This window comes from Micromonospora desertarenae, assembly GCF_056150265.1.
The window spans coordinates 250,785-264,129 of record NZ_JAXCFQ010000009.1 but is presented as its reverse complement, the minus strand read 5'-3'; the positions used below and the strand labels follow the sequence as shown (position 1 = coordinate 264,129).

Here is a 13,345-nt window from a genome sequence, read left to right as displayed (position 1 = left end):
GGCTACCGCTGCCCGGCGGGCGTCACGGCGGACCCGGGGCGTGCCCGGCGGGTGTGGTCGACCACCCGGTCGGCGGCGGTCGCCGGCGCGGCGGGGGCGAGCGTGGGCACGGCGCGGACCGCCGCACCCGCCGGGCCGGTACGGGTGAGGTGCACGCGACATCCCTTCGCAGCGGTGCGGGACGGCCGCCCGCTGGTCCGGGCGACCGAAAGGGCCCGACAAATTTCCGGAAGACCCTCGCGCTTCGTCGGAACGCTAGAACCGACCTGCCATGTCGTCAACCCCCGTCCGTGGGGCAAGATGACCGTGCGGCGGCGTGCCGTTCCGGGATTTTCGGTGGCGACGGTCGGCCCGGCCGACCGGTGAAGGAGACGCGGGTGGACGCGGACCAGGGACGCAGGGTGACCATCACCGCGATCGCGCGGGAGGCGGGTGTCTCGGTGCCGACCGTGTCCCGGGTGCTCAACGGGCGCTCGGACGTGGCCCCGGACACCCGGGAGCGGGTGGAGGAACTGCTGCGCCACCACGGCTACCGCCGCCGGGGCAGCCGCACCGTACGCCGTGCCGGCCTGGTCGACCTGGTCTTCAACGACCTCGACAGCCCCTGGGCGGTGGAGATCATCCGAGGCGTGGAGGACGTCGGGCACAGCGCCGGCGCGGGCACCGTGGTCTCCGCGATCCACCGGCAGCCGACCGCGGCCCGGCTGTGGCTGCAGAACCTGCGCGCCCGGGCCACCGACGGCGTCATCTTCGTGACCTCGCACCTGAGCCCGCCGCTGTACGCGCAGCTGCGCCGGCTCAACGTGCCCGTCGTGGTGGTCGACCCGGCCGGCGTGCCGGCCACCGACGTACCGACCATCGGTGCCACCAACTGGGCCGGCGGGCTCGCCGCCACCGAGCACCTGCTCTCGCTCGGGCACCGGCGGATCGGCTTCGTGGCCGGGCCGACCCAGCTGCTGTGCAGCCGGGCCCGGCTGGACGGCTACCGGGCTGCGCTGGAGGCCGCCGGGGTGCCGGTGGACGACCGGCTGGTGCAACCGGGCGACTTCTACCACGCCTCCGGCTTCGCCGGCGGGACCGCGCTGCTCGACCTGGACGACCCGCCGACGGCCATCTTCGCGGCCAGCGACCAGATGGCGTTCGGCGTCTACGAGGCGGTACGCCGCCGCGGGCTGCGGGTCCCCGACGACGTCAGCGTGGTGGGCTTCGACGACCTGCCGGAGGCCCGGTGGGCCTCCCCGCCGCTGACCACCGTCCGGCAGCCGCTGGTGGAGATGGGTCGGCTGGCCGCCCGTACCGTGCTGCGGCTGGCGCAGGGCGAGGCGATCGACTCCCCGCGGGTGGAACTGGCCACCGATCTGGTGGTGCGGGACAGCTCCGCCGCACCGCCGGCCCGGTCGAACGGCCGGCCGTGACGGCCACACCTTTCTCGGCCGGCCGGTGGCTCTGTTTCCGGTGACGATCCGATAGTTGCGGCCCGCCCCGGTCCAGGATGGATGGGACCGGGGCGGGCCGTCGCGGTCAGCGGTGGTGGTGCCGCACCGCCCGGCAGATCTCCACCGGCAGCGCCGGCGCGCCGTCCACCGGCGCCGGGTTCTCGGCCGTCGGGGCGATGCCACCGGCCGCGATCCGGTCCAGCGTGGCCAGGCCGGCGGCGTCCACCGAGCCGAAGATCGTGTAGTGCGGGCGCAGCGCCGAGTTCGACTGCACCAGGAAGAACTGGCTGCCGTTGGTGTCCGGCCCGGCGTTGGCCATGGCGAGCACACCGCGGGCGTAGACCTTGCGCTCCCCGGTCGGGTCGGTCGGTGCCGGCGGCAGGCCGGTGGGCAGCTCGTCGCGGTACCGGTAGCCGGGGCCGCCGGAGCCGGTGCCGGACGGGTCACCGCACTGGAGCACCTTCAGCGTCGGGTACGCGGTCAGCCGGTGGCACGAGGTGCGGTCATAGAAGCGGTGCCGGACCAGGTGCAGGAAGCTCTGCACGGTGCACGGGGCGGCGGCCCGGTCGAGGGTCAGGCCGATCGGCCCCTGGTTGGTGCGCAGGGTGACCCGGACGGTACCCCGGTCGGGGGTGCGCCGCGGGTCGGGCGGCAGCGGGACGGGCCGGGCCGCCGGGTCGTCCGGCGTCTCGGCGTACGCGCACGGCCCGGGGGTGGTCCGCGGCGGCTCGCTCCCGGCGGCGACGGTCGGCGTGGTGCCACCGGCGCCGGGGGCGGCCACCGCGGCGGTGCCGCCGGCGCCGACCAGCGCCCCGGCCAGCAGGGCCGCACCGGCGAGGCGGGCCAGCGTGCGGGACGGTCGGCCGGGCGTCGCGGTGGCGGGCGGGACGGGTTGCGGTCGGGGTTCGCTCGACACGGGCATCCTCCTGGGACTCGTGGTGCCAGAGAGACCGCAGTCTATGGAGCCGATAGCCGGTTGTCGATCGGCAACACACCGGCCGGTCAGCGGGTGCGGCGGCGGGCCGCCCGGTCAGCGGGCGCGACGGCGGGCCGTCCGGCGTCCCCAGAGCAGGCCGCCGAGCAGCAGCACCCCGGCCCCGCCGAGGGCGACGCCCCACCACCGGCCGGCCAACCCGTCGTCGACCGGACCGCTCACCGCCGCCGGGCGCGGGTCGCCGGTGGCGGCCGGGGCCGGCGACGGCGGGTCGTCCAGCTCACCCGGCTCGACCAGCCGGCCGACCGCGGCGTCGCGGGGCAGCGCGAAGCCCCAGTCGAGCAGGGCCGCGCCCTGCTCCCAGCCCCGGGCCGGTCGTGGCTCCGCGCCCAGCAGGGTGACCACCAGCCGCCGCCCGTTCCGCTCGGCGGCGCCCACGTAGGTGTGCCGGGCCAGGTCGGTGAAGCCGGTCTTGCCCCCCAGCGCACCCGGGTAGCGGTAGATCAACTGGTTCTCGTTCTGGATCTCGAAACCCTTTGCCTTCCGGGTGGGTTGGGCCGGGATCCGGGTCCGCTCGGTCAGCGCGTACCGGCGGAAGGTGGCGTCGGCGAAGCAGACCCGGGCGATCAGCGCCAGGTCGTACGCGCTGGTGAACTGGCCCGGGCCGTCCAGCCCGGACGGGGTGACCGCGTGCGTCTGGCGGGCGCCCAGGCGGCGGGCGTACTCGTTCATGGCACGGACCCCGCCGGCCCGCCCCTCCGCGCCGCCGCCGAGGCGGGCCAGCAGGTTGGCCGCCTCGTTGCCGGACTGCAGCAGCAGCCCCAGCCAGACCGTCTCGATCGGATAGCGGCCACCGGGCACCAGGCCGACGGCGGACGAGCCCGGTTCGATGTCCAGGTCCTCGTCGACGACCGTGACGACCTGCTTCGGGTCCAGCCGGGGCAGCATGGTCGCCGCCAGCAGCAGCTTCTGCACGCTGGCCGGGGTGCCGTACTCGTGCGGGCCGCAGCCGCCCAGCACCTGGCCGGTGTCCAGGTCGGCGACCAGCCACGAGGTGGCGGTGACCGCTGGCGGGGTCGCGGCCCCGGCCGGGACGACCAGCCCGGCGGTGTCCAGCGCCGGGCCGCCCACCGTCCGGTCCTCGGGGACCGCCGGCGGCGGCGAGGGCCGCGGCGGCCGGGAGACCTTCGGCGCCGGCGCACGCGGGCAGGGCCGCGCCGGCCCGCCGGCCACCGTCGCGGGCCCGCCGGGCCCCGTCCCGGGCGCGGTGGGCGCGGAGGGCGCCGAGGGCGCTGGGTGGGCGGCGAGCGCGGTGCGGGCGGTAGGCGCGGCGGCCGCCGCCGGAGCGACCGCGCCGGCGGGCAGCAGGACGGCGGCCCCGGTGGCCACCAGCAGCCGAACCCTCATGCCCGTCACCCTAACCGGCGGGATGTCCGGCGGGGCCGGGCCGCGGGCGCCGGGCCGACGACGCTGGTGCCGGCCGCCACCCGCCGTCCGGGACCATCGGCCCTGCCCACCGGCCAGCCGGTGGACGACGCTGGTGACCTGGTGCGGCAGCCGACCGCCGGCCGGCGCCCGCGCGAACCGTCCAGCAGAGCCACGGAGGTCGACCATGGAGGTCCTGTCGCTGTCCCAGCTCGCCGAGGAGCAGCTCGCGTCGGCGCGCGAGGCGAGCAGCGGACGCAGTGGACGTTCGCTGCACCCCGGTCAGCACCATCGGCTGCGGCAGACCCTGGTGGCTCTGCTCGGCGGCCGGTCCCTGGACGAGCACGAGAGCCCGGGCGAGGCCACCCTCCAGGTGCTGCGCGGCCGGGTCCGGCTCACCGCCGGGGAGCAGTCCTGCCCGGGCGGACCGGGCGACCTGCTGGTCATCCCCCCGCGCCGGCACGCCCTGCACGCCGACGAGGACGCGGTGGTGTTGCTGACCGTCACGCCCCGCCCCTGACCGGCCCGCCCGCCCCTGACCGGCCCGCCCGGCCCGGTCAGCCCCGGACCCGGGGTGCGGTGGCGCGGTCACCGGTGCGGTGCGGGCGGCGACCCGCCGGAGCCGCGCCGCGCGCGGGGTGCCGGCCGGCGGTCGTTTGGCTCACAAGCCGTTGCCTACGGCGGCAGCGACCGACTAGAACCGGGTGACGATCGCCCGGACCGGCCGGCGACGGTGGCGAGGTGATGGCGTGGCTCTGATCTCCTTCGACGACACCGACGCGGCCGCCTTCGCCGCGACCCGCGAGCTGCCGCGCAACGGGTTGGACCGCTGGCGGCACGCGGTGGGCCAGCATCTGCGCCCCCGGGCCGGGATGACCATGCTCGACCTCGGCGCCGGCACCGGCGCCTGGGCCGCCGCCTTCACCGACTGGTTCGGCGTCCGGGTGGTGGGCGTGGAACCGGCCGAGGCGATGCGCTCCCGCACCACCCACCGCCCGCTGGTCGCCGGCGACGCGGTGGCGGTGCCGCTGCGCGACGCCACAGCGGACGCCGCCTGGCTGTCCACGATGATCCACCACATCCCCGACCTCGACGCGGCGGCCCGCGAGCTGCGCCGGGTGCTCCGCCCGGGCGCGCCGGTGCTGATCCGCTCGCCGTTCCCCGGCCGGCACCACCGGATCGCGCTGTTCCACTGGTTCCCGGAGGCGGTCCGGGTCCTGGAGCGCTACCCCGACCTGGCCCGGGTGCGCTCGGCGTTCGCGGCGGCCGGTTTCCCGGTGAGCAGCGTCGAACCGGTCGCGCAGACCACCGCCGCGTCGCTGGCGCAGTACGCGCAGCGCCTCGACCGCCGGGCGCACACCCCGCTCCAACTGATCAGCGACGACGAGTACGCGGCCGGGGTGGACCGGCTGCGCGCGGCCGCCACCGAGGACAGCGGACCGGTCGTCGACCACCTCGACCTGCTCGTGCTGCGCTGAACCCCGCGCCGGTGAGGTGCGCCCGCCGCTGGATCTGCGCACGGTGTCCGAGCCCGGCCGGGCCGCACGGCCTCCCGTCACCTGTCGCGGTGGGCTCAGTCGAGCAGGCCCCGGTGGCGCAGGTAATCGTGCAGCGCGGCCGAGCCGCCCAGCCGCCGCAGGCTGCGCCGGTGCAGATCCTGCTCGCGCCGGGCGAGTTCGGCCCGGACCCGCTGCGGGCTGCCGGTGCTGCGCAGCTCGTCGAGCACGGCGGCGATGATGTCGAACGGATAGGCGCCCCGGCGCAGCAGCGCGACCACCTGCGCGGCCCGTAGCTCCGCCTCGTCGTACACCCGGTAGCCGGTGCCGCGCTCGCGCACCGGCCGGAGCAGGCCCCGCCCCTCCCACAGCCGCAACTGCGAGGTGCGGACCCCGACCAGGCCGGCGACCACGCCGATCCGCAGGGCACGCCGGGGCGCCGCCACGGCGGGGCGCGGTGCGCCCACCACCGTCTCGAACGCGCCGAGCACCCGCCGGATCTCGGCCCGCTCCCGGTCCAGCTCGGCATGCCCGGCATCCAGCGCGGCCAGCGCCGCCGGCAGGTCACCGCGGTGCACCGCGGCCATGATCTCCCGGGTACGCGCCCAGCCGTGCCCCTCGGCCAGCCGCCGGGCCACGTCGAGCGCCCGGGCGTGCCCGGTGGTGAAGATCCGGTAGCCGGCCGGGGTGCGCTCGACCGGCGGCAGCACGCCGAGGTCGACGTAGTTGCGCACCTGCTGCACCGAGATGCCCGCGGTGGCGGCGAGGTCGACCGCCCGCAACCGCCCGCCCCGCCCGTCCACCGGCTCACCCTACCGCTTACACGTTGTTTGAGACTTTGCCGGCTTTCCCGGCGGGCGTACAGCGCAGCGCTGCGCGAAAACCCTCCATAAGGACATGAATGAGACAATTGAAGGCTGCCAGACCCGTGGAAGCTCGGGCGGGATCAACCCTGCCCACGATCACACGAAGGGTTCGCATGCCGCAGCCAGCACGGTCCGCCGCCGACAGCCACGACATGATCGAGGTACGCGGGGCGCGGGAGAACAACCTCGCCGCCGTCTCGGTCGACATCCCCAAGCGCCGCCTGACCGTCTTCACCGGAGTGTCCGGATCGGGGAAGTCCTCCCTGGTCTTCGGGACCATCGCCGCCGAGTCCCAGCGGATGATCAACGAGACCTACAGCGCGTTCCTCCAGTCGTTCATGCCGAACCTGAGCCGGCCGGACGTCGACTCGCTGCGCAACCTCACCCCGGCCATCGTGGTCGACCAGGAGCGGATGGGCGCCAACTCCCGCTCCACCGTCGGCACCGCCACCGACGCGTACGCGATGCTGCGGATCGTGTTCAGCCGGCTGGGCACCCCGCAGGTGGGCGGGGCGGGCGCGTTCAGCTTCAACCTGGCCGAGGGGATGTGCCCGACCTGCGAGGGTCTCGGCCGGGTCTCCGACCTCGACGTGCACGAGCTGGTCGACGTCGAGCGCTCGCTCAACGACGGCGCCATCAAGGTGCCCAACTTCGCCGTCGACTCGTGGTACTGGCAGGCCATCGTCGGCTCGGGCCTGTTCGACCCGGACGCGAAGCTGCAGGACTACACGCCGCAGCAGTGGGAGGACTTCCTCCACAAGCCGGCCACGAAGATCAAGATGGGCAGCAACAGCTGGACGTACGAGGGCCTCGCGGTGAAGGTGCGCCGGCTCTACCTGGCCAAGGACCGCGAGTCGATGCAGCCGCACATCCGTGCCTTCGTCGACCGGGCGGTCACCTTCACCACCTGCGCCGCCTGCGGGGGCGCCCGGCTCAACGAGGCGGCGCTGTCGTCCCGGATCGCCGGCCGCAACATCGCCGAGTGCTCCGCGATGCAGATCAGCGACCTGGCCGAGTTCGTCCGCGGCATCGACGACCCGTCGGTCGCGCCGCTGGTCGGCAACCTGCGTGACCTGCTCGACTCGCTGGTCGAGATCGGCCTGGGCTACCTCAGCCTGGACCGGGAGTCCGCCACCCTCTCCGGTGGCGAGGCGCAGCGGGTGAAGATGGTCCGGCACCTCGGCTCCAGCCTCTCCGACGTCACGTACGTCTTCGACGAGCCGACCGTCGGCCTGCACCCGCACGACATCGCCCGGATGAACGACCTGCTGCTGCGCCTGCGCGACAAGGGCAACACGGTGCTGGTGGTCGAGCACAAGCCGGAGACCATCGCCATCGCCGACCACGTGGTCGACCTCGGCCCCGGGGCGGGCGCGGCCGGCGGGCAGGTCTGCTACGCCGGCGACGTCGCCGGCCTGCGGCGCTCCGGCACGCTGACCGGCCGGCACCTGGATCACCGGGTCCGGCTGCGCGAGCGGGTCCGCCGGCCCACCGGGCACCTGCCGATCCGCAACGCCGACCTGCACAACCTGCGCGACGTCAGCGTGGACGTGCCGCTCGGCGTACTGACGGTGGTGACCGGGGTGGCCGGCTCCGGCAAGAGCTCGCTGATCCACGGGTCGCTGCACCGCCGCGAAGGCGTGGTGGTGGTCGACCAGTCGCCGATCCGCGGCTCCCGGCGCAGCAACCCGGCCACCTACACCGGGCTGCTCGATCCGATCCGGGCGGCGTTCGCCAAGGCCAACGGGGTCAAGGCGGCCCTGTTCAGCGCCAACTCCGAGGGCGCCTGCCCGACCTGCAAGGGCATCGGGCTGGTCTACACCGACCTGGCCATGATGGCCGGCGTCGCCTCGGTCTGCGAGCGGTGCGAGGGCCGGCGCTTCACCGACGAGGTGCTGACCTACCGGCTGCGCGGGAAGAACATCAGCGAGGTGCTCGCGATGTCGGCCACCGAGGCCCGGGACTTCTTCCCCGCCGGCCAGGCGCGGGTGATCCTGGACCGGCTGGTCGACGTCGGGCTCGGCTACCTCACCCTCGGGCAGCCGCTCAACACGCTCTCCGGGGGCGAGCGGCAGCGGCTCAAGCTGGCCATCCACATGGCCGAGAAGGCGAGCACCTACGTGCTCGACGAGCCCACCACCGGGCTGCACCTGGCCGACGTCGACCAGTTGCTCGCTCTGCTGGACCGGCTCGTGGACGCCGGCAACACGGTGATCGTCATCGAGCACCACCAGGCCGTGATGGCCCACGCCGACTGGCTGATCGACCTGGGGCCGGGTGCGGGGCACGACGGCGGGCGGATCGTCTTCACCGGCACCCCGGCCGAGCTGGTCGCCCACGGCGACACCCTGACCGCCCGGCACCTGCGCGAGTACGTCGCGGCGTGAGCCGGCGCGCCGTGGTCCCGGTGCCCGGGCACCGGGACCACGGTGGTCAGCGGCCGGACGCCGTACTCACCGTCGGCACGGACCGGGTGTCGAGGTCGCGCAGCCAGCCGCGCAACGGACGCAGCGCCGCCACGACCGGCGTGAGCAGGCCGACGGTGATCAACAGCGCGTCCAGGAAGAGGACGGCGAGCACGCTGAGCACGGCCAGCGACGCGGCCGCCCGGGCGACGGACGCCATCCGCGGGGCCGGCCGACGGTGAACGCCCTGGTAGCGGGGTGGTGCCATGGTGGTTCCTGCCTAGATTGTCGACGAGGGTGCCCCTCCTACCCCGGCGCGGCCGGGCGAACCCGGTTCATGACCGGCGCCACAGGTTGACCGGGGTATCGCCTCGTGACCAGCGGATTCACCGGGGCAGTCGGCGGAGCCAGCGCCGCTGCCAGGGTGTCTCCACCGCGCGTGGCCGGTAGTTCGCGCGTACCCACTCCACCGCCCGCTCGGCCGGCAGCCCGTCGAGGATCGCGAGCGCGGCGATGGCGGTGCCCGTCCGGCCGGTGCCGCCGCGGCAGGCCACCTCGACGCGTTCACCGCCGTGCGCCCGGCGCAGCGCCTCCCGCAGCGCGTCGAGCGCGTCGGCCCGGTCGACCGGGACCCAGAAGTCCGGCCACCGGATCCGCCGGTGCGGCCACCGCGGCGCCGGCCCGTCCGCCAGCAGCAGGGCGAAGTCGGCCGGCGAGGCCGGATCGCCGATGCGTCGCCCGCGCACCGTCACGCCACTGGGCAGGGCGACCACTCCGGTCTGCTCGGTCCATGCCTGCTTGACACCCATCCGGGCATTGTCCGCTCCCCGCCGCCCGTCCCGAGGTCCCGTTCGCCCTGGGCTGAGCGCGATCTCCGATTCGGACGGCCGGCCGCTCCTCCGAGTGCCGGCGCTCCCACTCCTCCGAGGGCTGGCGCCCCCTCGGGGCCGGCGCTGACCCGGATCGGCTGCCACCCGAACGGGCCAGCCGCACCGAACCGAGCAGCGCACCCGTGCCGGGCCAGGCCGTCGGGCGGTCCGGCGTGCCGGGCCAGGCCGTCGGGGCGGTCCGGCGTGCCGGCGGTGGTCCCGGCCAGGGCGGGTCCGGCGTGCCGGCGGTGGTCCCGGTCAGGGCGGGGCGGACGAGACAGCGCCGCCCCCGGGCCCTGGTGGGCTCGGGGGCGGCGCTGGGGTGTCGGTGTGCAGGTCGCCTCTCGGCGAGTGGCGCGACGCGGCTCCAGCCGGACGGTATTCCGCGAAGGCAATATGGTGAGGCCCGGGGACACTGATCACACCGACACCTCCCTCAACCTACCGACTCCGGTTCTTGTTCCCGGCCCGGTGAGACCGATTTCTCAGGGCGGTCGGCGGGTCGGCGGGCGGCGTTGTCCCGGTCGAGGGCTCGCTGGTGGCGGGCCCGGGCCCGGCGGTGCGCGAGGTCGAGCAGCCGGTCGACCTCCGGCAGGCGCTCGACCCCGGGGTTGAGGACGCACGCCCAGCCGTGCAGCCCGTACGCGGGATGGGGCTGGATCACGTCCAGCCGGGTGAAGTCCAGCGCCGACCTGCGGTCGGGCAGTTCCGCCGGCGGGTAGCCGAACAGGCGCTGGAACTCCAGCCGGCCGAGTTCGATGTTCAGCCGGAAGACGCCCGGCCGGTCGAGGCGGGAGTCCTCGTCGAAGCCGGGCGTGTCGTGGTAGACGAGGGTGGCGAACGGCCGCCGTCGATCCGGCCCGACGAAAAAGAACCGGTCGCCCCAGTGCGTCTCGGGCACGCCCGACTCCTCGTCGGCCACCACCTGGGCGACGTCGGGCAGCGCGAGGATCCGCTCGGCGAGCGCCGCCGCGGAAACCGCCCCCCGACCGTCGTCGTACGGGGATCCATCTCCAGAAGTCATGGCCTCAACCGTATCCTTGAACCACCCAGTGAAGGTTTCGCGTCAGCCAAGGCGGGAGAGTCAGCTGAAGTCTCAAGCCGCAGGACATGCCGCGGCAGGTGGCCACCGTCCGGTGGACCTCGCGCGGGAGCACGGCATCTCCACCCAGGCGGTCCGCAACTACGAACAGGCCGGCGTCATCCCGGCGGCCCACCGCACGCCGAGCGGGTACCGCCGCTACTCGGCCCGCCACGCCCGGGCCCTGCGGGCGTACCTGGCACTGATCCCGGCGCACGGCCACGCGACCAGCGGCGAGATCATGCGTGCCGTCAACGCCGGCGACCTGGACACCGCGCTGCGGGTGATCGACAGCAGCCACGCCCAACTGCTGCGGGACCGGGAGACGCTCGACGCCGTCGAGTCGGCCATCGGCATCCTCACCGCGCCGCCGGCCACCGACCGGCCCGCCCGCCCGCTGACGGTCGGCGCCCTGGCCCACCGGCTCGGGGTGACGGCGGCGACGCTGCGCAAGTGGGAGCGGGCCGGCATCCTCGAACCGGTCCGTGACCGCGCCACCCACTTCCGCCTGTACGGCCCGGACGACGTCCGCGACGCCGACCTGGCCCACCTGCTGCGTCGCGGCGGCTACCCGCTGGAGCAGATCGCCACCGTCCTGCGGCGGGTCCGCGACGCCGACGGCCCCGGGGCGCTGGCCGGCTCGGTGGCGGGCTGGCGGGCCCGGCTCGCCGCCCGGGGGCACGCCATGCTGGTCGCCGCCGCCCGCCTCGCCGACTACCTCCACCCGCAGGACGACGAACCCCCGGCCGATGCCGCAACCACCACCGGGCCCGCACAGCCGACCGCCTGAACGCCGGTCCGTGTGCTTGTTCCGGGCTCGGCTGGGGTCCGCTGCCGGGCGAGGAGGTCAGCGGCCTGCTGTTCCCACCGGCCCGCCACAGGGCTGGACCGGATTGATCGACACCGGATCGCCGATACGGCGCCATCCCGGCGGGGTCGATACCGCCACATCGCCGAAACCGCCGTGCCCCGCACGCCCGCAAGACCCGACCGCCCAGCGGCGGCCGTGGGGCCCGTCGCCGGCCAGAGCGAGGAGGACGGTTCAGAGTTCCAGGTAGCGCAGCACCGCGAGCACCCGCCGGCTGTACCCGGCCGCCTGCGACAGGTCGAGCTTGTCGAAGATCGTGTTGATGTGCTTCTCGACGGCGCTCTGCGACACGTGCAGCCGTTCGGCGATCGTGGCGTTCGTGTGCCCCTGGGCCATCTGGTGCAGCACATCCCGTTCGCGAGGGGTGAGCCGGCTCAGCGGATCGGCCGGATCGGCGCCGGCGAGAACCCGGCGGACCACCTCCGGGTCCAGCGCGGTCGCGCCGGCGGCCACTCGATCCAGGGCGTCGAGGAAGTCGTCGACCTGGGCCACCCGGTCCTTGAGCAGGTACCCGACCCCCTCCGGACGGTCGGCCAGCAGCCGGGTCGCGTACCGCCGCTCGACGTACTGGGAGAGCACCAGGACGGCGGTGGCCGGCCAGCGGCGCCGGATCTCCAGCGCCGACCGCAGGCCGTCGTCGGTGTTGGTGGGCGGCATCCGGACGTCGGTGACGACCACGTCGGGGCGGTGCCGTTCGACGGCGGTGACCAACTCGTCGGCCGCGGCTACCGCCGCGACGACCTCGTGCCCCTCCTCGGCGAGCAGCCGGGCCAGCCCCTCCCGCAGCAGCGCCGAGTCCTCCGCCAGCACTATCCGCACGGCAGCTCCGCCAGCACGGTGGTCGGGCCGCCGGGCGGGCTGTCCACCCGGAGCCGGCCGTCCAGCGCGGCCACCCGACGGGCCAGGCCGGTCAGTCCGGCGCCGGTGGGATCGGCGCCGCCCACGCCGTCGTCGTGCACCCGCAGCCGGATGGTCCCCGCCCGGCTCTCCACCTCCACGGTGATCAGGGTAGCCGCGGCGTGTTTCGCGGCGTTCGTGAGCGCCTCGCAGGCCACGAAGTAGAGCACCGTCTCGACCGGGCGGTCGGGGCGGGTCGGCACGTCGTACCGGATGCGCACCGGGATGTCGGAGCGGTCCGCGACGACCCGGAGCACCTCGCCCAGGTCACCGTCGTCGAGCGCCGACGGGTAGACCCGCCAGGCCACCTCGCGCAGTTCGGCGATGGCCTGCTGGGCGTCCTGGTGCGCCTGGGCCAGCAGCGCGGCGGCGCGCTCGGGGTCGCGGCTGCGCCGGGCCCGGCCGAGCAGCATGCCGAGGGCGACGAGGCGCTGCTGGAGGCCGTCGTGCAGGTCCCGTTCGATGCGCTGCCGTTCGGCGTCCACGGCGGCGACGACCTCGGCCCGGCTGGTGGTCAGCTCGCGGACCCGCCGTTCCAGCTCGGCCCGGGAGCCGGCGCCGAGCAACCGGTGGGCGAGCCGGACGTCCAGCGCCGCGATGCTGGCGACCGCCTGGACGTTGACCAGGAGCAGCGCGGCGCCGACGACGACCTGCACCAGGGCGTCGGCGGGTGCCATCTCCCCCCGCAGTACGGCCGACAGCACGATCACCGCCAGCACCACGCCGACGGCGAGCAGCCCGTACGCCAGCGCGCCGAGCGCACCGGGCAGCAGCCGGGCGGCCAGGTAGCCGACCGCACGCCGGCCCGGTGTCGCCGGCCCGCCCGGCGCCGCCCCGGCGGTGAGGAAGCCGGCCAACCGGCGGCGTTCCAGCCCGACCAGCCGGGCGGCGTACCGCAGGATCGCGGCCTGCACCCGGCGCCGGGCCGGCGGGACGGCCGCCGCGCCGGCGGCCGCCACGGCCGCGACGACCAGGAAGAGCAGCTCGCCGAGGGCGGTCAGGATCCCGGCGGCGACGCCGACCGGCACCCTGGCCGCGCGCGGCAGCGCGGGCCAGGGAGGTGCCACC

The 13,345-nt window shown here is 75.4% G+C and carries 14 protein-coding genes; 5 read left to right on the top strand and 9 right to left on the bottom strand.

All coding sequences use genetic code 11. The annotated features are described in order from the left end of the window. Positions 1 to 2: 2 nt before the first annotated feature. Positions 3 to 155: a hypothetical protein gene (locus SM577_RS20320; protein WP_302921389.1), complete on the bottom strand. Its 153-nt coding sequence runs from the start codon at positions 153 to 155 to the stop codon at positions 3 to 5. A gap of 222 nt (positions 156 to 377) precedes the next feature. Here SM577_RS20320 and SM577_RS20315 point away from each other — a divergent pair, with 222 nt between their 5' ends. Continuing rightward, positions 378 to 1,415, top strand: a complete 1,038-nt coding sequence (locus SM577_RS20315; RefSeq protein WP_302921388.1) for a LacI family DNA-binding transcriptional regulator — start codon at positions 378 to 380, stop codon at positions 1,413 to 1,415. Between the two features lie 106 nt (positions 1,416 to 1,521). On the opposite strand, the gene SM577_RS20310 is transcribed toward SM577_RS20315, so the two are convergent. After that, positions 1,522 to 2,283 carry a peptidylprolyl isomerase gene (locus SM577_RS20310; protein WP_474587741.1) on the bottom strand — a complete coding sequence of 254 codons (762 nt, stop codon included), beginning with the start codon at positions 2,281 to 2,283 and terminating at the stop codon, positions 1,522 to 1,524. Between the two features lie 183 nt (positions 2,284 to 2,466). Further along, the gene (locus tag SM577_RS20305) at positions 2,467 to 3,777 is read right to left on the bottom strand and encodes a D-alanyl-D-alanine carboxypeptidase family protein (RefSeq protein ID WP_474587717.1); all 1,311 of its coding nucleotides are present in this window, start codon (positions 3,775 to 3,777) and stop codon (positions 2,467 to 2,469) included. 205 nt (positions 3,778 to 3,982) lie between these two features. Here SM577_RS20305 and SM577_RS20300 point away from each other — a divergent pair, with 205 nt between their 5' ends. Next, on the top strand, positions 3,983 to 4,315 hold the full coding sequence (locus SM577_RS20300) for a cupin domain-containing protein (protein ID WP_302921385.1): 333 nt from the start codon (positions 3,983 to 3,985) through the stop codon (positions 4,313 to 4,315). A gap of 229 nt (positions 4,316 to 4,544) precedes the next feature. Beyond that, a complete protein-coding gene (locus SM577_RS20295) occupies positions 4,545 to 5,273 on the top strand; it encodes a class I SAM-dependent methyltransferase (protein WP_474587716.1) in 729 nt (242 codons plus the stop codon). Between the two features lie 95 nt (positions 5,274 to 5,368). Here the strand turns inward: SM577_RS20295 and SM577_RS20290 are convergent, their stop codons facing one another. Then, complete coding sequence (locus SM577_RS20290) at positions 5,369 to 6,094, bottom strand: MerR family transcriptional regulator (protein WP_302921383.1); 726 nt, start codon at positions 6,092 to 6,094, stop codon at positions 5,369 to 5,371. A gap of 176 nt (positions 6,095 to 6,270) precedes the next feature. On the opposite strand from SM577_RS20290, the gene SM577_RS20285 reads away from it, so the two are divergent. Then, positions 6,271 to 8,544 (top strand): ATP-binding cassette domain-containing protein, encoded by a 2,274-nt coding sequence (locus tag SM577_RS20285; protein WP_474587715.1) that lies wholly within the window; start codon positions 6,271 to 6,273, stop codon positions 8,542 to 8,544. A 46-nt stretch (positions 8,545 to 8,590) separates the two neighbouring features. Here SM577_RS20285 and SM577_RS20280 read toward each other — a convergent pair whose 3' ends face one another. The 3 genes from SM577_RS20280 to SM577_RS20270 form a co-directional block, all read right to left on the bottom strand. Then, positions 8,591 to 8,830 (bottom strand): hypothetical protein, encoded by a 240-nt coding sequence (locus tag SM577_RS20280; RefSeq protein ID WP_474579643.1) that lies wholly within the window; start codon positions 8,828 to 8,830, stop codon positions 8,591 to 8,593. A gap of 118 nt (positions 8,831 to 8,948) precedes the next feature. After that, positions 8,949 to 9,371 carry a protein-tyrosine phosphatase family protein gene (locus SM577_RS20275; RefSeq protein WP_474587714.1) on the bottom strand — a complete coding sequence of 141 codons (423 nt, stop codon included), beginning with the start codon at positions 9,369 to 9,371 and terminating at the stop codon, positions 8,949 to 8,951. A 496-nt stretch (positions 9,372 to 9,867) separates the two neighbouring features. After that, positions 9,868 to 10,455, bottom strand: a complete 588-nt coding sequence (locus tag SM577_RS20270; protein ID WP_302921379.1) for a DUF6194 family protein — start codon at positions 10,453 to 10,455, stop codon at positions 9,868 to 9,870. A 112-nt stretch (positions 10,456 to 10,567) separates the two neighbouring features. Here SM577_RS20270 and SM577_RS20265 point away from each other — a divergent pair, with 112 nt between their 5' ends. Continuing rightward, positions 10,568 to 11,302: a TioE family transcriptional regulator gene (locus SM577_RS20265; protein ID WP_474587713.1), complete on the top strand. Its 735-nt coding sequence runs from the start codon at positions 10,568 to 10,570 to the stop codon at positions 11,300 to 11,302. A 252-nt stretch (positions 11,303 to 11,554) separates the two neighbouring features. On the opposite strand, the gene SM577_RS20260 is transcribed toward SM577_RS20265, so the two are convergent. Further along, a complete protein-coding gene (locus SM577_RS20260; protein WP_302921377.1) occupies positions 11,555 to 12,199 on the bottom strand; it encodes a response regulator in 645 nt (214 codons plus the stop codon). After that, on the bottom strand, positions 12,190 to 13,344 hold the full coding sequence (locus SM577_RS20255; protein ID WP_474587712.1) for a sensor histidine kinase: 1,155 nt from the start codon (positions 13,342 to 13,344) through the stop codon (positions 12,190 to 12,192). The genes SM577_RS20260 and SM577_RS20255 overlap by 10 nt, the downstream gene beginning before the upstream one ends. Position 13,345: the final 1 nt, after the last annotated feature.